The following is a 26782-nucleotide window of genomic DNA, read 5'->3' on the forward strand; positions in this document are numbered from 1 at the left end:
TCATGAGGTCAGGTGGCCTCCCACGATGGTTCCGATTTCCGCGCTGGGGGCGGGGCGGTCGAGGTCGTCGTGGGTGCTGTGGATGACGTGTTCGGTGATGGCGCCGCGGATGGCGTGGGACCAGCGCGGGGCGAGGGATTCGGTGGTGGGTGTTCCGTCCGGGGCCAGGCCCGCGCGGAATACGACGGCATCGCCGTGGAAGACCGGGGAGCGGTGGTCCAGCAGCATGCGGCGGTTGTTGCGCATGACGGTGAGGACCGCGGCGGCGATCCGGCGGTACTCGGCGGAGTCGACCATCTCGCCGTAGCGGGCGCTCGCCCAGGCGCGCATCGCACCGCTCATCTCGGCCTCCGAGGGTTCGTCGGCGGCCGTGCCGGAAGCGTCGGGCAGGCTGTCGATGATGCCGAGCAGCGCGACGTCGTGGCCGCGGGCCTGGAGTTCGGCCGCGATCGCGTGCGCCGCGGTGCCGCCGAACGACCAGCCCACCAGGTGATAGGGACCGTCCGGCTGGGTTTCCACGATCCGGTCGGCATAGTCGTCCACCAGTTCGCGCAGGGATTCCGCGACCGGCGTCACGCCGTCGAGGCCCCGCGCCTGCAGGCCGTAGACCGGACGGTCGCCGACGTGTGCGGCCAGTCCCTGATAGGGCCAGCCGAGCCCGCCGCCGGGATGGACGCACCACAGCGGGACGCCGGATCCGTTGCGCAGCGGCAGAACCGGCGCGAACGGATCCGTGACCCCCGCCGGGCCGGCCTCCGACAGCCGCGGCGCGAGTTCGGCGACGGTCGGCGATTCGAAGATCGTGCGGATGGGCACCTCCGCGCCGAGTTCGGCGCGGATCCTGCTCACCAGCCGGGTCGCCAGCAGCGAATGCCCGCCCAGTTCGAAGAAATCGTCGTCGATGCCGACCGATCCGGTGCCCAGCACCTCGGCGTACAGCGCCGCGAGGTCCCGCTCGGCATCGGTGCGCGGCGCCCGGTAGGTGCCGCCGACGAATTCCGGCGCCGGGAGGGCCCGGCGGTCCAGTTTGCCGTTGGCGGTCAGCGGCAGCTCGTCGAGGACGACGATGGCCGCCGGCACCATGAACTCCGGAAGCCGTTGCGCCACAAACGAACGCAGCTCCGCCGCCCGGCCGCCGGCGCCTGGGTCGTTGGCGTAGCCGGACAGCGCGCCGAGCGGCCCGGCCGGCCGGTAGACACCGGTCGTCGCGTCCGGTTCGCCGGCGACGAATACGGCATCCATCAGTCCGGGCACCGGCGACAGGGTGACCGCGACCCGGTAGCCGAGCCGCTCCCCGAGCAGATGCAGATCCTCCGGCCAGATTCCCTCCGCACGCGGCGCCGACCCCAGGACCGTGTCCAGGGGCGTCCGCTCGTCGGCGTCCCGAAGTGCCTGCGCCACAGCCATATCCGGGCGAATTCCGGCGTGCGGCACCCCGGTGACGCGCAACCCGCGGGCGTCGCGTCCGGTCAGGCTGTCGCGCATGGCCGCGAGATCGCTCCACGGCACGGCCGGGACGTCGGCCAGCGAGTGCGGCGCGACCGGGGTCTTGTGCAGGACCACCTCGTAGCGGTACCGGCTGAGCTCGTTGTCGAACCGGCCGCGCTTGAGCTGGATGTCGACGCCGGTGAGGTCGGCGAGGCGATCCGCGACACCGGCGAAGAACTCCGGCGCGAGCAGCAGTTCCTGCTCGGCGGCGATCTCGCGGCGGATCCGGTCGCGCACGACCGCCACGGCCGGTGTGCCCGAGACCTTCGCGAGTTCCACACCGGTCGCGAAGGCGCCCAGCAGCGTGTGGTTGCGCACGTCGCCGATGAACAGTTTCCCGCCCGGCGCCAGCAGCCGCACGGCCTTCTCGATCACGTCGAGCAGATACCCGGCGTTCGGGAAGTACTGCACCACCGAGTTCAGCACGATGGTGTCGAACCTGTTCTCCGGCAGGCCGTCCACCACGTCGGCCGGCTGCACGCGCAGCTGCACCCGCCGCACCCAGTCCTGCCCGGACGACCGTAGCCGCGTCGCCAGCACATCGATCGACGTCGCGGAAAAGTCTGTGGCCCAATACTCTTCGCAGTCGGGCGCGAGCCGCGCCAGCAGCAGGCCCGATCCCGCGCCGATCTCGAGCACGCGGGCCGGGCGCAGCGCGCGGATTCGCGCCACGGTGGCGTCCTGCCACTCGCGCATCTCGCCGAGATCGATCGGTTCCCCGGTGTAGCTGGAGTTCCAGCCCGAGAAGTCGGCGCCGAGATCGTCGGAGACCGATTCGCGGGTGTAGAGCTCCTCGCCGGAGGTGAGGTCGTCGTAGATCCGCCGCCACTGGCCGACGAGTTCGTCCTCGCGCTCCCGGTCGCGCCGCATCGAGGCCTCGGCATCGACGACCACGTAGCCGACGAGTTGCTTCGCGCCGCCCGCGGAATCCTCACGGGCGACGACCGCCGCGTGGGCGACGCCGGGATGGGCGGTGAGCGCCGCCTCCACCTCGCCGGGCTCGATCCGGAACCCGCGCACCTTGACCTGCTGGTCGGCGCGGCCGGCGTAGGCGAGGACGCCCTCCGCCGTCCAGCGCACCAGGTCGCCGGAGCGGTACATGCGACGCCCCGGCTCGCCGAACGGATCCGCGACGAATCGTTCGGCGGTCAGTGCCGGGCGGTCGAAGTAGCCGCGCGCCAGGTGTTCTCCGGCGATGTACAGCTCGCCGACGACGCCGACCGGTACCGGCCGCAGCCGTCGGTCCAGGACGAGCGCCCGTACATTGTCCAACGGCGCACCGATCGGAACCGTGCCGCCGGAGTGGTCCGGGTAGCTGGTGGCGAACGTGGTGGTCTCGGTCGGCCCGTAGACGTGCACGACCGTTGTGTCCGGGCACGCCGCCCGGATCGCGGCGAAGGCGCTCACGCGCATCTCCTCGCCGCCCGTCCACACCTCGCGGATCCCGGCCAGAACCTCCGGCGCGGTGTCGGCCAGCAGGTTGAACAGGGCGGTGGTCACGAACAGGGCGGTCACGCCGCTCGCGGCGATCGTCTCGCCGAGGGTCGCGATATCGAGCCGGCCGGGCGGGGCGACGACGATCTCGCCGCCGGACAGCAGCGGCACCCACGTCTCGTAGGTGACGGCGTCGAAGGCGGTCGCCGAGTGCATCAGGACCCGCCGGTGCGCGCCGCCTCGCCACCGGCGGTCCCACGCCAGCGCGGTGATATCGCGGTGGGTGGTCATGATGCCCTTCGGGCGGCCCGTCGATCCGGACGTGTACATCAGGTACGCGAGCCGGTCGGGAGTTGTCGCGACGCCGGGGTCGGTGCCGGGAACGCCCGCGAGGTCGACGGTGTCGAGATCGATGCGCGCGATCTCGGCGCCGGACAGCGCATGCCCGGACGCCGTGTCGGTGACGACCGCCTGCGGCCGGGAATCGGCGAGCAGATAGGCGGTGCGATCGCTCGGGTAGCCGGGATCGATCGGCACGTACGCGCCGCCCGCCTTGAGCACGGCCAGTTCGGCGACGACCAGCCGCACCGAGCGGGGCAGGGCCACCGCGACCCGCGACTCCGGTCCGACGCCCGCGTCCAGCAGTACCCGGGCCAGCCGGTTCGCCTGGAACTCGAGTTCCCCGTACGTCAGCCGCTCGGTGGCCGAGGACACGGCCACGGCGTCGGGCGTGGTTGCCGCCTGCCGGGAGAACAGCTGCGGCACAGCGGTTTCCGGCAGCACGGTGGCCGTGTCGTTCCAGGCGTGCAGCACCCGGTCCCGCTCGGCGGGCTCCATCAGGTCGTACCGGTCGATCGGCAGGCCCGGATCGGCGGCGATCAGGTCGAGCAGCCGCGCGAACCTGCGGGCGACGGTCTCGACGGTCGCGCGGTCGTACAGATCCGTCGCGTACTCGATCTCACCGGCGATCGCGGGACGGCCGTCGCGCGGCCGTTCGCCGAGTTCGAAGAACAGGTCGAATTTGGCGGTCCCGGTCGGCGCCGGCAGCGGGGTGAGCCGCAGGCCGGGGAATTCGATCTCCGGCACGGTGTTGTTCTGCCACGCGAAGCACACCTGGAAGATCGGGTGGTAGGCGGTGGAGCGGTTCGGGTTGAGCAGTTCCACCAGCCGCTCGAACGGCGCCTCCTGATTCTCGTAGGCGCCCAGCGCGTGTTCGCGGGTCTGAGCCAGCACGTCACCGAAATCCGGTGTGCCCGAGGTATTCACGCGCAGCACCCAGGTGTTGACGAAGAAGCCGACCAGATCGGTGAGCGCCTCGTCGGTGCGTCCGGCGATGGGGTTGCCGATGGCCAGATCGTCACCGGCGCCCAGGCGGCGCAGCAGCACCGCGAGCGCGGCCTGCAGAACCATCGACACCGTCGCGTTGTGGCGGCGCGCCACCGCGCCGAGCGCGGCGTAGGTGTCCGGCCCGATCGCCAGCGGCACCCGGTCGCCGCGGTGGCTCGCCACCGCCGGGCGCGGCCGATCCGTCGGCAGCGCAACGCATTCCGGCAGGCCCGACAGCCGCTCCCGCCAGTAGTCGAACTGGGTGGACAGCAGGCTGTCCGGATCGGTCTCGGTGCCGAGCACCCGGTGCTGCCACAGGGTGTAGTCGGCGTACTGCACCGGCAGCGGCGTCCACCGCGGCGCCGCACCGTCGCGCCGCGCGGTGTAGGCGGTGGTGATATCGCGCACCAGCGGCGCCGAGGACCAGCCGTCGCCGGCGATGTGATGCACCACCATGACGAGCACATGATCGCGCGGTGTGCACCGGAACAGCCCGGCGCGCACGGGAATCTCGCGCGACAGATCGAACCGGTACCCGGCGGCCTCCGCCACCGCGGCGGCGACACCCGCCGGGTCGACGTCGACGACGGGCACCTCCGGCTTCAGCTCGTCGACCGGCAGGATCCGCTGGCACGCGACGCCGTCGACGGTGCCGAACACCGTGCGCAGGCTTTCGTGCCTGCCGATCACGTCGGCGAAGGCGGCGGCGATCGCCGCCGGATCGAGGTCGCCGGTGATCCGCACCGCGATCGGCATGTTGTAGGTCGCCGACGGTCCCTCGAAACGGTGGATGAACCAGAGCCGGGACTGCGCGTAGGACAGCGGGATTCGCTCCGGTCGCGGCTGGGGCGCCAGCGGCACCCGGACCGCATCGGCGCGCGCCACGATCGGCGCGAGCCCGGCGACGGTCGGGTGGGCGAAGATCTGCCGGATCTCGACCTCGACGCCCAGCTCCGTCCGGATCCGGCTGAGCAGCTTGGTCGCCAGCAGCGAATGGCCGCCCAGGTCGAAGAAGCTGTCGTCGATGCCGATTCGCTCCGCGCCGAGCAGTTCGCCGAACAACGCGGCCAGCGCCGCCTCGCCCGGATCGCGGGGCGCCCGGTACCCGACGGTCTCGAAGACCGGTTCCGGCAGCGCGTTCCGGTCCAGTTTGCCGATCGGGGTCACCGGCACCTCGTCGAGGACGGTGACGGCCGCGGGCACCAGGTAGGCGGGCAGGCGTTCGGCCAGCGACCGCCGCAGTGCCGCGGCATCGATCGTGTGCCCCGGTGCGGCGAGCACGTACGACACCACGGATTCGGTCTCGCCGGGTCCGATATGCCGTGTGGTGACGGCGAATCCGACCTCGTCGTGCTCGGTGAGGGCCGCGTCGATCTCGCCGGTCTCGATCCGGAAGCCGCGCACCTTCACCTGGAAATCGCCGCGCTCCAGGTATTCCAGCCGGCCGTCGGCCCGCCAGCGGACGATATCGCCGGTGCGGTACATGCGGCGTCCGGCGGCGAACGGGTCGGCGACGAAACGCTGCGCGGTGAGCGACGAGCGGCGGTGGTAGCCGCGGGCGATCTGCACGCCGGACAGGTACAGGTCGCCGGCGACCCCGATCGGCACCGGGCGCAGGTACGCGTCCAGCACGTAGGCGGCGGTGTTCCGGACCGGCGATCCGATCGGCACCACGTGCCCGGTATCGCCGTCCGCCGCGGACGCGGTGGCGTGCACGGTGAACTCGGTCGGCCCGTACAGGTTGTACGCCCGCGCGTCCGGCAGCACGGCCCGCACCCGGGCAAGCGTGCGCGGCGGAAGCTGCTCGCCGGCGGCGAGGATCGCCCGCAGCGACGCGCAGCGCCCGGCCGGGAAGTGATCGGTGAACACCGCCAGCATCGACGGCACGAACGACACCATCGTCACCGCGTATTCATCGATCGTCCGGATCAGGTAGTCCGGGTCGCGGTGGCCGTCCGGTGCGGCCACGACCAGGCGCGCGCCGCGGATCAGCGGGCACACCAGTTCCCACACCGATACATCGAACGTGAGCGGCGTCTTCAGCAGGACCGTGTCGTCGGCCGAGATGCCGAAGCGGTCGGCCAGCCAGAGCACCTGGTTGACCATCGCCGCGTGGGTGACGGTGACGCCCTTGGGTTCTCCGGTCGAGCCCGAGGTGTAGACGACGTCGGCAGCGTTCGCCGGCCGCAGCGGGGCACGCCGGTCGGCGTCGGTGATCGCGGCGCCGGTGACGGTGGCGTCGTCGTCCGCCGGATCGAGCAGGGCACGGCCGGAGACCGCGAGCCCGGACCGGCCGAGCACGCAGGCCGGGCCGGCCGCGTCGAGGATCCGGGCGATCCGCTCGGCGGGGTGGCCGGGGTCGATCGGGACGTACGCACCGCCCGCGGTGAGTACCGCCAGGACCGACACCACCATGTCGAGCGATCGCGGCACCGCCACGGCCACCAGCGACTCGGGGCCGACGCCCGCGCGGATCAGCCTGCGCGCCAACCGGTTCACGCGTCCGGCCAGCTGCTCGTAGGTCAGCGTGCCCGCGCCGTCGATGACCGCGACCGCCGCGGGCGTCCGCGACACCTGGGCCTCGAACAGCGACACCACGGTGGCGTCGGGATCCACCGGCACAACGGTGTCGTTGAACCGCTCCAGCACGAGGGCGCGCTCGTCGGCGTCGACGGCGGTGACGTCGCCGGTCCGGACACCGGGATCGGCGATCACGTCCGCGAGCACGCGCACCAGCCGCCCGGCGATCTCGCGGACCCGGTCCTCCTCGAACACCGAAGGCAGGTACTGGAATCGGGCGCGCAGCCGGGCTCCGGTGTGCACCACCAGCGACAGCGGATAGTGCGGTGCGTCGTTGGACCGCACGCCGTCGAGGCGCAGGCCGTCGATCGCGGCCGCGTGCGCGGCGAGACCGTCGTGATCGATCGGATAGGACTCGAAGACGGTGAGCGTGTCGAACAGCGTTCCCGTCCCCGCGGACCGCGTGATATCGGTGAGCCCCAGATGGTGGTGGTCCAGCAGGGCCGCTTGCTCGGCCTGCACCCGGGCGAGCAGGTCGGCCGCGGATTCGCCCGGTTCCAGCCGGATCCGGACCGGGACGGTGTTGATGAAAAGCCCGACCATCGATTCGATGTCCCGCACCTGTGGCGGGCGGCCCGACACCGTGGCCCCGAAGACCACATCGTGCTGTCCGGTCAGCCGCGACAGCAGCAGCGCCCACGCCGCCTGGATCACGGTGTTCACCGTGACGCCCAGCCGCGCGGCGAGAGCGGACAGGCCCGCGCTCTCCTCGGCGGCCAGGTCGACGGTCACCTCGGCGACCCGGGTGGCCGGGTCGAGCGCGGCCCCGCGCGGCGCGAGCAGCGTCGGCCGCGCACCGTCCAGGGCGGCGGCCCAGGCGTGCCGGGACGCATCCGCGTCCTGGGCGGACAACCAGGCCAGATAACCGCGGTAGGAGGCGGCCGGTCCGGCCGGCGCCGCGCCACCGGCGGCGTACGCGGCCAGCAGCTCACGCAGTATCAGCGGCATCGACCAGCCGTCGAGCAGCACGTGGTGGTAGGACACCACCAGCGCGAATTCGCCGTCGGCGACGGTGACGAGGGCGAACCGGATCAGCGGCGGCGCGCCGATGTCGAACGTCTCGGCCTGATCCCGTTCCAGCCAGTCGGCCAGGCGCGCGCCGCTGTCCGGCCCGCGCAGATCGACTTCCCGCCACGGCACGGTGACGCCGTCGACCACGATCTGGACGGGTTCGCCGCCCGCGGTGGCGGTGAAGGCCACCCGCAGGTTCGGGTACCGGTCGAGCAGCGTTTGCGCGCAGCGGCGCAGGCGGTCGGCGTCGACCCGCCCGGACATCGTCAACACCAGCTGCACCGAGTAGACGTCCACCGAATCCCGTGCCAGCAGTGCGTGATACAGCAGTCCCTGCTGGAGCGGCGCGAGCGGCCACGCGTCGGCGATCGCCGGGTAGCGGCGCTCCCACGCGTCGACGTCCGGCTGCCCGGCCCGCACCAGGGCGAAGTCCGACGGTGTGTGCCCGCCCGCTCCCCCGTGCACGTGGGCGGCCAGCGCCGACAGTGCCGCCGTCCACAGTCCGGCCAGTTCGGTGACGTCCTCGCGCGACAGCAGGGTGGACGGGTAGGCGAAGGAGCCCTCCAGTACCGGCCCGTCCGGGCCGTCGGTGACGATCGCGTTGATGTCGACCACCCGGTTGGCGGGCATATCGGCGTCGACGGCGATCGCGGGGGTACCGGTGTCGAGCGACGGCAGCCAGTCGGTGACGCCGTCCGGCGCCGTCTCGCCGCCGGCGCGGCCGAGGTAGTTGAAACTGATCTGGGCACTGTCGATCTCGGCCAGCATCGGTGCGGTGTCAGCGTTGAGGTAGCGCAGCAGACCGAACCCGATGCCCTTGTCCGGCACCGCGAGCAATTGCTCCTTCACCGCCTTGACGGCCGCGGTCATATCCGCGCCCGCGACGAGGGCGGCCTCGGCATCGATGCCGCGCAGCCGCAACCGGACCGGATAGGCCGTGGTGAACCAGCCGACGGTGCGCGACAGGTCGGCGCCGGCGGCGATCGTCTCCTCGCGGCCGTGACCCTCCAACTGCACCAGCGCATCCGAATCTTCGACGCCGTGGCGGGCCCGCCACACCGTCACCGCGAGGGCGAGCGCCGTGAGCAGGCCGTCGTCGACGCGACCGTGGAACGCGCCCGGCACGTCGGTCAGCAGTGCCGCGGTCACCGCCGCGGACAGGGCGACCCGCACGTGGTCGACGGTCGCCGCGACGTCGAGGGCGGGGTCGAACGCCCGCGCGCCCAGCAGCGGGTCGGGGCCGTCGAGCGTCCGACGCCACCAGTCCAGTTCGGCGACCCGGCCGGGCCGGTGCGCCTCGGCGCGCAGTGCGTGCGCCCAGCGCCGCATCGACGTGCCTACCGGCGGGAGTACCGGAGGCCGTCCCGCCGACACCTGCGCCCACGCGGACATCATGTCCGGCACCAGGATTCGCCACGACACACCGTCCACGGCGAGGTGGTGCGCCACCACGATCAGCCGTCCACGGCGGTCCCCGCCGCGGTCGAGCCAGACGAACTGCAGGATCGGGCCCGACACCGGATCCAGCCGGCCCACGGCCGCGTCCAGTGCGCGCTCCACTCGCTCGTCGTCGAGGCGTTCGACGTCGACGCGATGCACCAGCGCGTCGACGTCGGCGCCCGGGGACGCCACGTCGATGTGCCAGCCGTCCGCCGCGCGCACCAGCCGGGCGCGCAGCATATCGTGCCGTTCCACGACCGCGGCCAGGGTGGCGACCAGTCCGGCGCGGTCGATGCCCACGGGCAGGTCGAGCGCCAGCGGCTGGTGGAAGCGCCGGAATCCGCCGCCGCGCCGCACCATCCAGTGCTGGATCGGCAGCAGCGGCAGCTCGCCGATTCCTCCGCCCGGCAGTTCCTCGAGCTGTACGAGGGCCGCCTCCCCGTCGAGTGCGACGGCCGCCAGAGCGCCGACGGTCCTGTGCTCGAACACTTCTCGCGGGGAGAGCACGAGTCCGCGGGCCTTGGCCCGCGCGACCAGCTGGATCGACATGATGCTGTCGCCGCCCAGGGCGAAGAAGCTGTCGTCGAGACCGACCCGTTCGCGCCCGAGCACCTCGGCGAAGACCTCGGCCAGCACCCGCTCGGAGTCGGTGCGCGGCGCGCGGTCGGGCGCACCGGCGGCGTACACCGGCGCGGGCAGCGCCTTGCGGTCCAGCTTGCCGGAGGAGGTCATCGGCAGCGCGTCGAGTACCACGATCACCGCGGGCACCATGTGAGCGGGCAGCCGCTCGGCCACCGCGGCGCGGATCGCGTCGCCGTCGGCGCTCCCGCCCTCCGCGGCCACGGCATAGCCCACCAGCCGTTCACCGGTGCCGCCGTCGTCGCGCACGGCGACCGCCGCCCGCGCGACACCGGGGGCCGCGAGCAGCGCGGCCTCGACCTCGCCCAGTTCGATGCGGAACCCGCGCACCTTGACCTGGAAATCGCTGCGCCCCAAGTACTCCAGGGTCCCGTCGGGCGTCCACCGGGCGACGTCGCCGGTGCGGTACAGGCGGGCGCCGGGCGCGCCGTACGGGTCGGCCACGAACCGCTGTGCCGTCAGGTCCGGGCGGCCGAGGTAGCCGCGCGCGAGCTGGGCCCCGGCCACGTACAGGTCGCCCGCGGCGCCGGCGGGCGCCGGGCGCAGCCGCCGGTCCAGTACCCGCACGGCCAGACCCGGCAGGCCGCGGCCGATCGCGCCGGCCGCACCCGCGCGCGGCGCCGCCGCGTCCAGCGCCAGGAACGACACGTGCACCGTGGTCTCGGTGATCCCGTACATGTTCACCAGCCGTGGCGCGGTATCGCCGTGGTGGTCGTACCAGCGCTGAAGCTGCGCGACATGCAGTGCCTCGCCGCCGAATACGACGTAGCGCAGCGCGAGGTCACCGGCGCCCGCCGCGGCGGCGGCACGATCCGCGTCGATGAACTGGTAGAACGCCGACGGCGTCTGGTTGAGCACGGTCACCCGCTCGCGGCGCACGAGTTCGCGGAACTCCTCCGGGCTGCGGGAGGTGAGGTAGTCCACCACCACGAGGGTTCCGCCGTAGGCCAGCGGTCCCCACAGTTCCCACACCGAGAAGTCGAAGGCGGTGCTGTGGAACAGCGTCCACACGTCGGTGTGGTCGAATCCGAATTTCGGCTGCGCGTTGCCGAGCAGTTCGACGACGTTGCGGTGGGTGACGACGACGCCCTTGGGCCGTCCCGTCGATCCGGAGGTGTAGATGACGTACGCCGGATGCGACGGCCGCAGCGGGGCGAGCCGGTCGGCATCGGTGAGCGGCGTCGCGTCCCGGTGTGTCCCCATCGTGTCCAGGTCGAGGCGGCGAACGCGCGACGCCGCCTCGACGTCGATATCGGAGGTGGTGAGAACGCACACGGGTGCGGCGTCGGACAGGGTGTAGGCGATGCGCTCGGCCGGGTAGGCCGGATCGACGGGCACGTACGCGCCACCGGCGGCGAGGACGGCCAGGATCGCGACCACGAGGTCCTGCGACCGGGGCAGCAGCACCGCGACCAGCGACTCCGGCCCGACACCCGCCTCCACGAGCACTCGCGCCAGCCCGTTGGCCCGGGCCGCGAGTTCGCCGTAGGTCAGCGCGGCGCCGTCGCCGCGCACCGCCACGGCCTCCGGGCGCACCGTCACCTGCGCCTCGAACAGCGACGCCAGCGTCGCGCCGGCATCCACCGGGTGGGCGGGCTCGTTCCAGTCGTCCAGGACGGCCCGTCGTTCCGCGGCGTCGAGCACGTCGATCTCGCGCACGCGGATACCGCTATCGGCGAGGATCGCGTCCAGCACGCGTTCCAGCCGGGCGACGACGGCCGCTACCGCGTTCTCGTCCAGCAGGTCCGGCTGGTAGCCCGCGGTGAGGTGCAGGCGCGAATCCAGCTGTGCCACCAGGGCCAGCGGGTAGTGGGTCGAATCGTCGGCGTCGGTCCCCGTGACCTCCACGCCGTCCAGGTCGGCGGTCAGGCCGGACAGGGCGGCGGTGTCGACCGGGTAGGACTCGAACACCAGCAGCGTGTCGAACAGCTCGCCGAGATCGGCGGCGGCGTGGATATCGGCGAGGCCGAGGTGCTGATGCTCGAGCAGGGCCGCCTGCTCGCTCTGGATCCGGCCCAGCATCGCCTCGACGGTCCCGTCGTCGTCCATCCGGACCCGCACCGGAACTGTGTTGATGAACAGGCCCACCATGGACTCGACGCCCGGCAGTTCCGGCGGACGTCCCGACACCGTGGCGCCGAACAGCACGTCGGATCGATCCGTCAGGCGTGACAGCACGATCGCCCACGCCGCCTGCAGCACGGTATTCACCGTGACGCCGTGCCGCGCGGCGAGATCGACCAGCCGCGCGGTGCGCTCGTAATCCAGTGTCCGCCGGTACTTTCGCGGCACCGCCGCCGTGGATGCGCCTGTGCCCGCCGGCGCCAGCAGCGTCGGCTCCTCGACACCGGCCAGCGCCGCACGCCAGGCCGCGGTGGCGGCGTCGCGGTCACGGCGTCCCATCCAGTCGGCGAACGCGCGGTACGGGCGCACCGGCGGCAACGCGGCGGTGTCGCCCCGAGTGGCGTAGAGCACCAGGAGATCTCGCACGAGCAGGGGCATCGACCACCCGTCCAGCAGGATGTGGTGGTTGGTCAGCAGCAGCTGCCAGCGGTCCTCGTCGAACCGCAGCAGCGTGGCCCGCAGCAGTGGCGGCGCGGCCATGTCGAACGGTTGCCGCCGGTCGCGCGCCCGCGCCTCGGCCGCGCGGTCGGCGCCGCCGGGTCCGGTGGCGTCGATCTCGGTCCACGGCAGTTCGGCGGCGGCCGGGATCACCTGTGCCGGTGTGCCGTTCGTTCCGGTGACGAACGCGGCGCGCAGGTTGGGGTGCCGGTCCAGCAGCGCGGCGGTCGCGGCGCGCAGCCGGGCCGGGTCCACCTCGCCGGACAGGTCGACGACCGCCTGCGCGGTGTACGCGTCCATCGCCGATCCGGCCATCAGGGCGTGGAACAGCAGCCCGGTCTGCAACGGTGTCAGCGCCCACACGTCGAAGCCGCGCGGATGGCGGGCCTGCCAGGTGTCGATATCGGCCTGGGTCACCGCGACGGCGAAGTCGGACGGCGTGTGCCCACCGGCCGTCGGGTCGGCGACGTGCGCGGCGAGGGCCGACAGCGCCTCGACCCACAGCTCGGCCAGTGCGCCGACGTCCGCACCGGACAGCACGCCCGTGGGGTAGGCGAGGGTGCCGCGCAGCCGGGTCGCGCCGTCCGCGTCGACGGCCATGACGTTGATGTCGACGACGCGGTCCACGACCATGTCGGCATCCGGTTCGGCGGCCGGCCCGCCCGGTACGCCGGTCGGCAGCCAGGCCGAATCCTCCGGCAGCTCACCGGTATTCGTGCGGCCGAGATAGTTGAAACCGATGCGCCCGGCGCCGTCGTGGACCGCCAGCTCCGGCCCGGTCGCCGCGTTGAGGTAGCGCAGCAGGCCGTAGCCCATGCCGTTGTCGGGTACCGCGCGCAGCTGTTCCTTGACCGCCTTGACGGCCTCGCCGATCGCGGCCGCACCGGTCAGCGCGGCGTCGGGATCGATGCCGGACAGCTCGAGCCGGACCGGATAGGCGCTGGTCAGCCATCCCACGGTGCGGGACAGGGACGCGCCGGGCACGATCGTCTCCGCGCGCCCGTGGCCCTCCATGCGCAGCAGCACCGCGTCGTCGTCGATACCGCGCCGGGATCGCCACACCCGGACGGCGACGGCCAGTGCCGCCAGCAGCGCGTCGTTCGCACCGCCGTGGAATACCCGCGGCGCGGTGGTGAGCACGGCCTCGGTGACCTCCGGCGGCACGACGACCTCGACCCGGTCCAGGGTCGCGGCGACATCGACGGCCGAATCGAGCGGCCGCGCACCGAGTTCCGGGTCCGGCCCGTCGAGAACGGCCTGCCAGTACGGCAGTTCGCGCACTCGTTCGGGCCGCACGGCCTCGTCGGCGAGCGCGTGCGCCCATCGGCGCAGCGATGTGCCCGCCGGCGCCGGGGACGGTGCACGCCCGGCCGTGACGTCCGCCCACGCCGCCATCAGATCCGGTACCAGGATGCGCCAGGACACACCGTCCACCGCGAAGTGGTGGGCCACGAACAGCAGCTGCCCGGGACGGTCGGCGCCGAAGTCCAGCCACACCAGGCGCAGCATGGACCCGCCTCGCGGATCCAGCGCGCCGAGTGCCGAATCCAGTTCGCGGGACAGTGTTTCCGACACCGTTTCGGCATCGCTATCGCCGGGCAGCGCGACGTGATGAAGGAGCGCATCGATGTCGACCGCGCCGGGTTCGGCCACGACCAGCATCGCCTCGTTCCCTACCCGGGGCCCGGTCGCCGACCGCGACTCTCCCGCAGAGGATTCGAAACCGCCGGGCGAAGTGGGTACGCCGCCCTGCGTCGCTCGTGCGGTGGGTATCAGACGGGTGCGGAGAGCATCGTGCCGATCGACCACCGCGGCAACGGTTTCCACCAGACCCGCGCGATCGATACCGCGCGGCAGGCCGAGTACCAGCCACTGGGCGAAGCGGTCGTACCCGCCACCGCGCTCGATCAGCCAGCGATGGATCGGCAGGAGCGGCAGCTCGCCGATACCGCCGCCCGGCAGTTCCGCAGGCAATGCCGGCTCGGCCGCGGCGTCGGCCGCCACCTCCGCCAGCGCAGCGACGGTCTTGTATTCGAAGACGTCTCGCGGCGTGAGGGACAGGCCGCGCTCAGCGGCGCGGGCGGCGAGCTGGATCGACATGATGCTGTCGCCGCCGAGCGCGAAGAAGTTGTCGTCGGCGCCGACCCGCTCGACGCCGAGCACCGCCGCGAACACCTCGGCGACCACCCGCTCCCGCGCGGTGCCGGCGGCCCGGAACTCCCGGGTGGCGAAGACCGGCTCGGGCAGCGCCGCCCGGTCCAGCTTCCCGACCGGGGTCAGCGGCAGTTCGTCGAGCACGGTCACCGCGGCGGGCACCATGAAGGCGGGCACCGCGCGAGTCACGGCCTCGCGCAGCGCCACCGGATCGAGGACGCGCCCGGGCGCGGGCAGGACGTAGGACACCAGCGACTCGCCGCCGGCGGCGCTCGTATGCCCCATGGTGACCGCGAATTCCACGCCGTCGAGCGCGGTGAGCGCGGCGTCGATCTCGGCCAGCTCGATGCGGATACCCCGCACCTTGACCTGGAAGTCGGTGCGGCCCACATACTCCAGCGCGCCCGCGGCGGTGCGGCGCACCAGATCGCCGGTGCGATAGAGCCGTTCACCGCCGGAGAAGGGGTCCGCGACGAACCGCTCGGCGGTCAGCTCCGGGCGGCCGTGATAGCCGCGCGCCACCTGCGCGCCCGCCAGGTACAGCTCGCCCACCGAACCGTCGGGCACCGGATGCAGATGGCCGTCGAGCACATGGGCCCGGCTACCGAATACCGGCGACCCGATCGGCACCACGGCGCCGGTCTCGTCGGTGACGTCCGCGGCCGTGGCGTGCACGGTGAACTCGGTGGGCCCGTAGAGGTTGTGCACCCGGGCGGCCGGCAGTTGTGCGCGGGTGCGGGCCAGGGTGCGCGGCGGCAGCGCCTCGCCCGCGGCGAGCACCGCGCGCAGCGATCCGCACGCGCCGTCGTCCAGGGTGTCGGCGAACGCCTCCAGCATCGAGGGCACGAACGACACCAACGAGACGGCGTGCTCCTGGATGACCGCCCGCAGATACGCCGGATCGCGGTGCCCGTCCGGATCCGCGACGACGAGCCGGGCGCCGGTGACCAGAGCGCCGAACAGTTCCCAGATCGAGACATCGAACGACAGCGGGGTCTTCAGCAGCACCACATCGGCGGCCGAGATACCGAATCCCGCTGTCATCCAGTCGATCTGGTTGACCACCGCGGCATGCGCGACCGTCACGCCCTTCGGGCGACCGGTGGATCCCGAGGTGTAGATCACGTAGGCCGGGTTCTCCGGACGCAGCGGGCGGATCCGCTCACCGTCGGTGACCGGTTCACCGGACCCCGATCCGGCCGAATCCACCGCCACCACCGGCAGATCGGCGGGCACGCCGAGGACGGACTCGGCACCGACGACCACACACGCGGGCGCCGCGTCGGTGAGCATGTGCGCGATCCGCTCGGCCGGATAACCGGTGTCGACCGGGACGTACGCCGCACCGGCGGTGAGGATCGCGAGCACCGCGACCACCAGGTCCGGCGACCGCGGCACGGCCACCGCCACGCGGTCTTCGGGACCCACACCGGCGGCGATCAGGGTGCGCGCCAAGCGATTCACCCGCGCGGACAACTCGGCGCCCGTCAGTGTCACGCCCTGACCGCACACCGCGACGGCGTCGGGAGCCGCCGCCAGCCGCCCGTGGACCAGCGACACCAGCGTCCGGCCCGGAGGGCGCCGATTCTCCGCCCCGTGCGCCCGGCGCAGCAGCGCCGCCCGGTCTGCGGGAGCCAGCACATCGATGCGGCCGACCGGCATCTCGGGATCGTCCGCGAATGCCGCGAGCAGGCGCGCCAGGCGCTCCGCGAACCCGCGCACCCAGGTCTCCTCGAACACCGCGGGCTGGTACTGGAAATGGGCGCGCAGCCGGTCCCCGGCGAGCACCACCACCGACAGCGGGTAGTGCGGGGAGTCGTTGGAGGTGACGTCGTCCACCCGCAGGCCGTCGAGTGCCTGTGCGCGCTCGGACAACTCCGCGCGATCGATCGGGTACGACTCGAAGACGGTGAGGGTGTCGAACAGCGTCTGCGCCCCGGCCGCGCGGGCGATATCGCTCAGCGCCACGTGGTGGTGGTCCAGCAGCCGCGCCTGCTCGGCCTGCAAGCGGGTGACCACCGCGCGCACCGGCTCCCCCGGCCGGCACCGCACCCGGATCGGGACGGTATTGATGAACAGGCCGATCATCGACTCGATACCCGGCACCTGCGGAGGCCGGCCGGAGACCGTCGCGCCGAAGACCACGTCGTCGCGACCGGTCGTGCGGGACAGCATGATTCCCCAGGCGGCCTGCACCAGGGTGTTGACCGTGACTCCCAGGTGTACGGCGAGCCGGGACAGCCGCTCGGTGAGGTCGGCGTCCAGCGCGATCTCGACCTCGTCGATGCGGGGCGCGGCGGCGGCGGTCGCCGGCGCCAGCAGTGTCGGCTCGACACCCACCAGGGCGTCCGTCCACGCCGCCAGCGAGCGCGCGGTGTCGCGGCCCGCGTACCAGTCCACGTAGTCCCGGTACGGCGGGACCGGACCGAGTACCGCCGGGTCACCGGTGGCGTAGGCGGTCAGCAGTTCCCGCAGCAGCAGCGGCAGCGACCAGCCGTCGAGCAGCACGTGGTGGTACGCCATCACGAGGCGGAACCTGGTGTCGCCCACGGTGATCAGGGTGAAGCGCAGCAGCGGCGCGCGTGCCGGGTCGAGACCCGCGGCACGGTCGGCGGCCAGGGTCGCCGCCAGTTCGGCGTCGGGATCCGCGCTGCCACCGAGATCGATTTCCCGCCAGGGGATCTCGAGGTCGTCGACGACCATCTGCACCGGCGTGCCGTCGCTTCCGGTGGCGAAGGCGACCCGCAGGTTGGGGTGCCGGTCGACGACCGCCTGCGCGGCGCGGCGCATGCGCCCGGCGTCGACGCGTCCGGACAGCGCCAGGACCAGCTGTACCGTGTAGACGTCCACCGCCGTCTGCGCCAGCAGCGCGTGGAACAGCAGGCCCGACTGCAACGGCGCGGACGGCCAGACGTCGGCGAGGCGCGGGTAGCGCCGCTCCCAGCCGTCGATATCGGACTGGGCGAGGGTAACCAGCGGGAAGTCCGACGGAGTGTGCCCGCCGCCGTGCGTGGTGACGTGGTCGGCCAGCGCCGTCAGCGTCCCGGCCCACAGGTCCGCGATCTCGGTGACGGTCGCCTCGTCCAGCAGGGAATCGGGGTAGCCCAGGACGGCGGTCAGACGTCCGTCGGTCACCAGCGCGTTGACGTCCAGGACCGCCGCGGCGGGCATATCCGCGTCGGCGCGGCGCGGGAGGGCGCCGAGGTCGCCCACCGGGGTCCAGCCGATGCCCTCCAGCCCGGCCGGAATGTCGGCCTCCGCCATCCGGCCGAGATAGTTGAAGCTGACCTGCCCGGGCAGGTCCGAGGGCAGATGCGAGCCGGTCGCGGAGTCGAGGTAGCGCAGCAGCCCGTAACCGATTCCCTTGTCCGGCACCGCCCGCAGTTGTTCCTTGACCGCCTTCACAGCGCCCGCGAGGGCCGCTCCCCCGGACACCGCCGCGGCCACGTCGACCGTGCCGAGGTCGAGGCGGACGGGATACACCGAGGTGAACCAGCCGACCGTGCGTGACAGATCGGCGCCCGGCACGACGGATTCCTCGCGGCCGTGTCCCTCGAGCCGCAGCAGGACCGACGACTCGTGGACGCCGCGGCGCGCCCGCCACGCCGCCAGGGCGACGGCGAGCGTGGCGACCAAGGCGTCGGCCGCACCGGCGTGGAACGCGGCCGCCGCGGTGCCGACGACCGCTCGGGTGACGTCGGTGGGCAGCGTCATCTCGACGCGCCGGACCCGGGTCGCCAGATCGACGGCGGGGTCCAGGGCACGCTCACCGATCAGCGGATCCGGGCCGGTGACAACCTCTGTCCAATAAGGCAATTCGGCGGCCCGGCCCGGCCGGGCGGCCTCCTCCGCGAGGGCGTGCGACCACCGCCGCAGCGACGTGCCCACCGCGGGCAGCGCCGGCCGCTCCCCGGCGCGCACCCGCGCCCACGCCGCCATCAGATCCGGGATCAGGACGCGCCACGAGACGCCGTCGATGACCAGGTGGTGGGCGACCACGATCACGCGGCCCGGGCGGCCCGCGCCGAAGTCGAGCCACACCAGTTGCAGGACCGTGCCGCCGACCGGATCCAACCGGCCGACCGCCGCGTCGAATTCTGTTGCCGCGACCTCGGATTCGGTTTCTTCGGTCACCGCGACCCGGCGCACCAGCGCGTCCGCGTCGACGGTGCCCGGTGCGGCGATCTCCAGCGACCACCCGTCGTCCGCGCGCACCAGCCTGCCGCGCAGCGCGTCGTGCCGGTCGACGACGGCGGCGACCGTGGCCACCAGCCCGCTGCGGTCGATATCGGCGGGCAGCGCGAGCACCAGCGACTGCTCGAACCGGTCGAACGCGCCGCCGCGCTCGGCCATCCAGCGGTGGATCGGGAGCAGCGGCGCGGAACCGACACCGCCGCCGGGCAATTCCGGCAGTACGGCCGCCGCGGCCTCGTCGCGGGCGACGGCGGCCAGCGCGGCCACCGTCTTGCGTTCGAACACGTCCCGCGTGGTGATCACCAGGCCGCGCTGTTTCGCGCGGGCCACCAGCTGGATCGACATGATGCTGTCGCCGCCGAGGGCGAAGAAGCTGTCGTCGGCGCCGACCGCGCCGACGCCCAGGACGTCCGCGTACACCTCGGCCAGCGCGCGCTCGGCGGCCGTGCCGACGGGACGGGACGAGCCCGATTCGAAGACCGGTTCCGGGAGCGCGTCACGGTCCAGCTTGCCGGAGGCGCTCACCGGCAGCGCGGGAACGGACACGACGGCCGCGGGCACCATGTAGTCGGGCAGCCGGTCGGCGGCGTATTCCCGCAAGGCGGCGGTGTCGATCGAAACACCTTCGGCGGCAACCACATACGACACCAGCCGCGCGCTGCCGGACGGGGCGGTGTGGCCGAGCGTGACGACGGTCTCGACGCCGTCGAATCCGGAGAGGACCGTATCGATCTCCCCCAGTTCGATGCGCAGGCCCCGCACCTTCACCTGGAAGTCGCTGCGGCCCATGAATTCCAGGGCGCGCCCGGCGGTCCAGCGCACCAGGTCACCGGTGCGATACATGCGCTCACCGGGGCGGCCGTAGGGATCGGCGACGAAGCGGCCGGCGCTCAGCGCGGGCCTGCGGTGGTAGCCGCGCGCCAGCGCCACGCCCGTCAGGTACAGCTCGCCCACGACGCCCTCGGGCACCGGGCGCAGGGCGTCGTCGAGCACCAGCGCGCCGGTGCCGCGGATCGGCTCGCCGATGGTGACCGGCTCCGAGGGGCGCAGCGCGGCGCCGGCGGTCGTCGCGATCGTGGCCTCGGTGGGGCCGTATACGTTGTGCAGCAGGCGATCCGGCGCCCACCGGTCGACCACGGCCGCCGTGCACGCCTCGCCGCCGGTAAGCACGACACGCAGGTCGTCCAGTCCGGCGGGATCGGTGGCGGCCAGCACGGACGGGGTGAGGAAGGTGTGGGTCACGCGCTGCTCGCGCAGCAGCCGGCGCAGTTCGTCACCGCCGTAGACCCGCGGCGGCGCGATCACCAGCGTGGCCGAGACCCCGATCGCCAGCAGCAGTTCGAGTATCGAGGCGTCGAAGCTCGGCGACGCGCCGTGCAGCACCCGCGAGGCGGCGTCGACCCTGTAGCTTTCCCGGTGCGCGACCGTGAAATTCGCGAGACCGGTGTGCGTCACCACCACGCCCTTCGGGCGTCCGGTGGAGCCGGACGTATAGATCATGTACGCCGGATGGCCGGCATGCGCCGGGCGCACCCGCTCCGCCGGATCGATCGGATCGGCGGACAGCCGCTCGAGGCTCGGTCGCAGCGCCGGATCGGACGGCACCAGCCATGCGACGGTGCCGGGCAGATCCGCGCCCGGACCGGCCAGCCCCAGGCGAACGCCGGAATCCTCCACCATGTAGGCGATCCGGTCGGCCGGATAGGCGGGGTCGATCGGCACGGCCGCCGCACCGGCGCGGGCGACCGACCAGAGCGCGACGATCGAGTCGATCGACCGTGGCAGAGCGATCGCAACCAGGTCCTCCGGCCCGACACCCCGGCGAATCAGCAAGCGGGCCAGCCGATTCGAATGCTCGGACAGTTCCCGGTAGGTCAGCTCGACGCCCTCGCCGACGACGGCGACGCCGCCGGGATTCGCCGCGGCGGCGGTATCCAGCAGTTCGGGCAGCAGCCGCACGGGCGCGGCGGGGCCGCCGCGCCGCGACAGCAGATCCGCGCGCTCGCCGCCGGTGAGCACCTCCACCTCCGCCACGACATCGCGCGTGGCGAGGCCGTCGAGCACCCGGGCGAACCGCTCGGCGATATCGGCCACCGTCCGGGCGTCGAAGATCTCCGCCTGGTATCCGATCCGCACGCGCAGCCGGGAATCCAGGTGTGCGACAACGGTGAGCGGGTAGTGGGCGGCGTCGTCCACCTCGGCCGCGGTGACCGACATCCCGTCGATATCGGTCGCGAGCCGGGCGATGGTCTCGGTGTCCATCGGATAGGACTCGAAGACCAGCAGCGTGTCGAACAGCGCGGACAGGCCCGTCGCGGCCTGGATCTCGGCGAGTCCGGTGTGGTGCTGGTCGAGCAGCCCCGCCTGCTCGTCCTGGATACGCCGCAGCAGTCCGGACACCGTCTCCGCGGGCGCCGTCCGCACCCGCACCGGAACGGTGTTGATGAGCAGGCCGACCATCTCCTCCACCCCGGCCAGCTGCGGTGGCCGCCCGGACACCGTCGCCCCGAACACCACGTCGCGGCGGGCGACCAGGCGCGACAGCACGATTCCCCACGCCGCCTGCAGGATCGTATTCAGCGTGACCCCGTGCCGCGCGGCCAGTTCCACCAGTCGCGCCGTGCGCTGCTCGTCGTAGTCGGCGAGGTGCTCGCGCGGGCGGCCGGTCCCTCGCGCCGCGGCGTCCCGCGGCGCCAGCAGGGTCGGTTCGCCGACGCCGTCCAGCGCCCGGGTCCAGGCGTGCAACGCGGCCGGATGGTCCTGGCGCGCATACCATTCCAGGAATCCTCGGAACGGCGGCGCGGCGCCGTCGGCGCGGCCCGCGTACCGCAGCACCAGATCCCGCACCAGCAGGGGCATCGACCAGCCGTCCAGCAGGATGTGGTGATTGGTCAGCAGCAGCCGCCATTCCCGGTCCGCGACCCGCACCAGGGTGAAGCGCAGCAGCGGCGCGGTCGCGGTATCGAAGCCCGCGGCCCGTTCGGCGGCGGCGACGCGGGCGAATTCGGCCGCGGCGTCGCCGCCGCGCGCGTCGATCTCGGTGAACGGCACCGTCACGTCGTCGCAGACGACCTGCACCGCCGCCTCGCCCGACATGGCGAAGGCGACCCGCAGGTTCGGGTGCCGGTCCAGCAGCGCCTGCGCCGCCGACCGCAGCCGTCCGGAATCCACGCTGCCGCGCAGGGTCAGGGTCAGCTGCGCGGTGTAGGCGTCGGCGGCGTGATCCGACAGCATGGCGTGGAACAGCAGGCCCGTCTGCAGCGGCGTCAGCGGCCACACGTCGACCGGCCGGTAGCGCGACTCCCAGTCGTCGATCTCGTTCTGCCGCACCGAGACCAGATCGAAGTCGGAGGGGGTGTGCCCGCCCGCGCCCGGTCTCCTCGCGTGGTCGGCCAGGGCCGACAGGGCCCGCACCCACAGGCCCGCCAGTTCGCGTACGTCGTCGGCGGACAGGATGCCGGTGGCGTAGCCGAACGACGCCTCCAGCGCGTCACCGGCGGCGCTGTCGGTGATCATCGCCGTGATGTCGAGTACGGCGGTGGCCGGGGCGTCGTCGTTGTCCCCGGCCGAGGCCGTGCCCAGTTCCCGTGTGGGCAGCCAGCCCAGCGCCGCCGCCTCCTCCGGGATCTCACCCAGCGAGGTCCGGCCGAGATAGTTGAACGACACCTGCGGTTCGCGGGCGCCGAGCGGTGTCGTCGTCAGCCCGTACCCGATCCCCTTGTCGGGGACGGCGAGCAGCTGTTCCTTGACCGCTTTCACCGCGGCGCCCGCGGCATCCCCGCCCGACAGCGCCTCCTCGACATCGATTCCGCCCAACCGCAGCCGGACCGGATAGGCGGTGGTGAACCAGCCCACGGTGCGGGACAGGTCCGCGCCGGGCACCACGGTCTCCTCGCGACCGTGCCCCTCCACCTGGATCAGCGTGCCGGATGCGGACACCCCGCGCCGTGCTCGCCATACCGACACCGCGACCGCGAGCGCGGCCAGCAGGCCGTCGTCCATGCCGCCGTGGAATGCCGCGGGCACCGCGGTCGTCAGTGCCGCGGTCACATCCACGGGGACAGTCACGTCGACGTGTGCGACCGTCGCGGCCACATCGACGGCCGGGTCGAGGACCCGGGCGCCCAGCGACGGATCGGGCTCGCCGAGTACGTCTCGCCAGTAGGCCGATTCGTCTCGTCGCGCCGCCTCCTCGGCCAGCGCGTGCGCCCAGCGCCGCATCGAGGTGCCGACCGGGGCCGGCGCCGGTTCCTGTCCCGCCGCGACCCGCGCCCACGCGGACATCAGGTCCGGCACCAGGATTCGCCACGAGACACCGTCGACGGCCAGGTGGTGTGCCACCACGATCAGCCATCCCTCGTGCGCGGGACCGGCGTCCAGCCACACCAGCCGCAGCACCGTGCCCGCCGCGGGATCCAACCGCTCGACCGCCGCCGCTCGTTCGCGTTCGGCGACCTCGCGCGCGGTGTCCGGGCCGTCCACGGCCACGCGATGCAGCAGCGCCGCGATATCGACGGTGCCGGGCTCGGCGACCCGCACCGCGGTCTCGCCGTCGACGTCGATCAGCCTCGATCGCAGCATGTCGTGCCGATCCACCACGGCGGCAACGGTTTTCACCAGTCCGTCGGGATCGATACCGGCCGGCAGGCGGAGCGTGAGCGACTGGTGGAAGCGGTCGAACCGACCACCACGCGCGAGCATCCACCGGACGATCGGCGTCGGCGGCATCGTCCCCACGCCGCCGCCCGGCAGTTCGGCGAGGGTGGTCTCCGGTTCGGCCGCCGCATGGCGCGCGACCGCCGCCAGCGCGGCGACGGTGCGGCGCTGGAACACCTCGCGCGGCGTGAACACCAGGCCGCGGGCCTTCGCGCGCGCCACCAGCTGGATGGACATGATGCTGTCGCCGCCGAGGGCGAAGAAGCTGTCGCCGGCGCCGACCCGCTCCACCCCGAGCACCTCGGCGAATACCGTAGCGAGTATCCGCTCCGTCCCGGAGGCCGGCGCCTGCCAGGCGCCGGTGCCGCCGAAGGTGTACTCCGGCAGCGCCGTCCGGTCGAGTTTGCCGGTGGGCGACAACGGCATCCGGTCCAGCGTCACGATCGCGGACGGCACCATGTAGTCCGGAAGCCGCCGCGCCACACCGGCTGTCAGCTCGGCGGCATCGAGAAGGCGATCGGGTTCGGCGACCACGTAGGACACCAGCACCTCCGCCCCGGCGGCATTCGACCGGTTCACTGTCACCGCCGCGGCGACGCCGTCCTGCTCCTCCAGCGCCGCGTCGATCTCGCCGAGTTCGATGCGGAATCCGCGCACCTTCACCTGGAAGTCGGTGCGGCCCAGGTACTCCAGCTCGCCCCCGGGTGTCCAGCGCACGAGATCCCCGGTCCGGTACAGGCGGGTGCCGGGCGGCCCGTAGGGATCGGCGACGAAACGCTGCGCGGTCAGATCCGGCCGGCCCAGGTAGCCGCGCGCCAGCTGTGGCCCGGAGACGTACAGTTCCCCGGCGACGCCCACCGGGACCGGTCGCAGCCACGCGTCCAGCACCAGCACCCCCGCGCCGCGGATCGCACCGCCCATGGTGACGGGGGCGTCCGGGCGCATCGGCGCGGACGCGGTGGTCCAGATGGTGGCCTCGGTCGGGCCGTACAGATTGAACATCTCGCGCCCGGCACACCATCGCCGCACGAGCCGGTCGGGGCACGCCTCCCCCGCGACCGCGACCACGCGCAGGTCGGTGAGGCCGTCGGGCGCCATGGTCGCGAGCACCGTCGGGGTGACCACGATGTGCGAGACCCGTTGTGCGCGCAGCAGTTCGGCCAGGGCGTCGCCGCCGTAGGCGTCCGCGGGCGCGACGACCAGTGTCGCCCCGGAGCCGAAGGCCATCAGCAGCTCGAAGACCGAGGCGTCGAAACTCGGTGAGGCCGTGTGCAGTACCCGCGAGGTGGTGGTGACCCCGAATCTCCGGCGCTGCTCGTCGACCAGATTCGCCAGGCCGGCGTGGCTGAGCACGACGGCCTTCGGGCGGCCGGTGGAACCGGAGGTGAAGATGACGTAGGCCGGTTGCCCGGGCCGCACCGGCCGGATCCGCTCGGTGTCGGTGATCGGAGCGCCGCTCGTACCGGGCATCTCGGCCTCCGGACCGTCCAGCGTCATCCAGTCGACCGTGCCCGGCAGGCCGGCGCTGTGCGCGGACAGGGTCAGCCCGTGCCGCGCGCCCGCCACCGTTGTCATATGGGCGATCCGCTCGGCCGGATAGGCAGGGTCGATCGGCACGAACGCGGCGCCGGTCCTGGCCACCGCCCACACCGCGACAACCGACTCCAGCGACCGCGGCAGCGCGACCGCGACCAGCGTCTCCGGCCCGACGCCGCGCGAGATCAGCACGCGCGCGAGACGGTTGGCGCGCGCGTCGAGTTCGCGGTAGGTCAGCGCGGTGTCACCCGCCACCACGGCGGTCGTCTCCGGGGTCCGCGCGACGCTCTGGTCGAATATCGTCGCCAGGTCCGAGACGGTGTCCAGCCCCGGGCGCACGTCGAAGACGAGCTGCCGCTCGTCGTCCGACAGCAGATCGATGTCGCGCAGCCGCAGTTCCGGGTCCGCCGCCGCGAAACGCTCCAGATAGGAGACGAATCGGCGATGGTGGGTATCGAGTTCGTCCTGGGTGTAGAGGTTCGGGTTGCCGTGGAACTCGATCGACAGCGGGGCGTCCGCGCCGCTCTGGACCAGGTTGATCTGCATATCCTCCAGCACCCCGGACCGCAGGATGTGATAGGTGCCGGTGGCGGCGCCGAGTTCGATGTCGGCGTCGAAGAAGACGATGTTGACGATCGGGCCGAACGAGGTCTCGCCGCCCGTCGCGGTGTCGCCGACGGCCGCGTCGCGCCGGATGTCCTCGTACCGGTAGCGCTGATGCCGGAGCGCGCCGGTCAATTCGCGGTTGGCCGCGGCGACCACGTCGGCCACCGATGTCCGCGCGTCCAGCCGCAGCCGGATGGGCAGCAGATTGGCCAGCATTCCCGCGGAGTTCTTCAGCTTCGCCGTGGTGCGCGCGGCGACGGGCAGGCTCAGCGCGACATCGTCGGAATTCGTCATGCGGGCCAGGAAGCTTCCCAGCGCGGCCACCACCACCTGCGCCGCACTCGCCGCGTGACGGTCGGCGGCCGCGTGCAGCAGATCCGCTGTCGCACCGGACAATCCGGTCCGCGACACCAGATCGTGCGCGGCCGGGTCGGCGCTGCGGCCCGCCAGGCTCAGCGGCGCCGGCAGCCCCGCGGTGCGCTCCGCCCAGTACGCGCGGTCCTTCTCGAAACGCGCGGAGTCGCGGTAGGCGACCTCGTCGGCGTGGATCTCCGCCAGGCTCGCGGCGCGCAGCGGCGCGGGGTCGCGCCCCTCCTGAATCGCGTTGTAGCGCTCCGCGATCCGGGAACTCAGCGTGAGGCCGCCGTACCCGTCGATCGCGACGTGGTGCAGGCGCGAGTACCAGTAGTAATGTCCCGCGCCGAGCCGCAGCAGCCTGGTCTCGGCCAGCGTGTCACGCTGGAGATCCAGCGGTGTGCTGTAATCCGCGCGCATCCACTCCAGCGCGGCGGCCACGGGATCGTCGTGGTCACTGAGGTCGACCACGGTGTCGTCGTAGATCTGATCCGCGTCGACCCGCTGGAACGGCACGCCGTCGACCTCGACGATGCGCAGGTAGCCGGATCCGAACTCCAGCCCGGCCGCCTGAACGGCCTCGGCGAACGCGGTGGCGTCCACCTCGCCGCGGATGTCGACGTACTGTGCGATATTTATCGGCAGACCGTCGGACATCTTGTCGGCGAACCACACGCCGTATTGCGCGGCCGACAGCGGAATCAGACCCGCGTGGATACCGGACCCGTCCAGCTTGACATTCATCGACGAACTCCTCGGTCGGTACGACGGCGCGCGAATATGCGCCCGCAGTCGTCCTGGA

General features: G+C 72.7%; 1 protein-coding gene. It reads right to left on the minus strand.

Going from position 1 to position 26782, the window contains the following annotated elements:
• Window positions 1–26724 carry a non-ribosomal peptide synthase/polyketide synthase gene (locus ON41_RS19615; RefSeq protein WP_040749123.1) on the minus strand — a complete coding sequence of 8908 codons (26724 nt, stop codon included), beginning with the start codon at window positions 26722–26724 and terminating at the stop codon, window positions 1–3.
• Window positions 26725–26782: the final 58 nt, after the last annotated feature.

The organism is Nocardia transvalensis NBRC 15921, assembly GCF_000308875.1.
GTDB lineage: Bacteria > Actinomycetota > Actinomycetes > Mycobacteriales > Mycobacteriaceae > Nocardia > Nocardia transvalensis.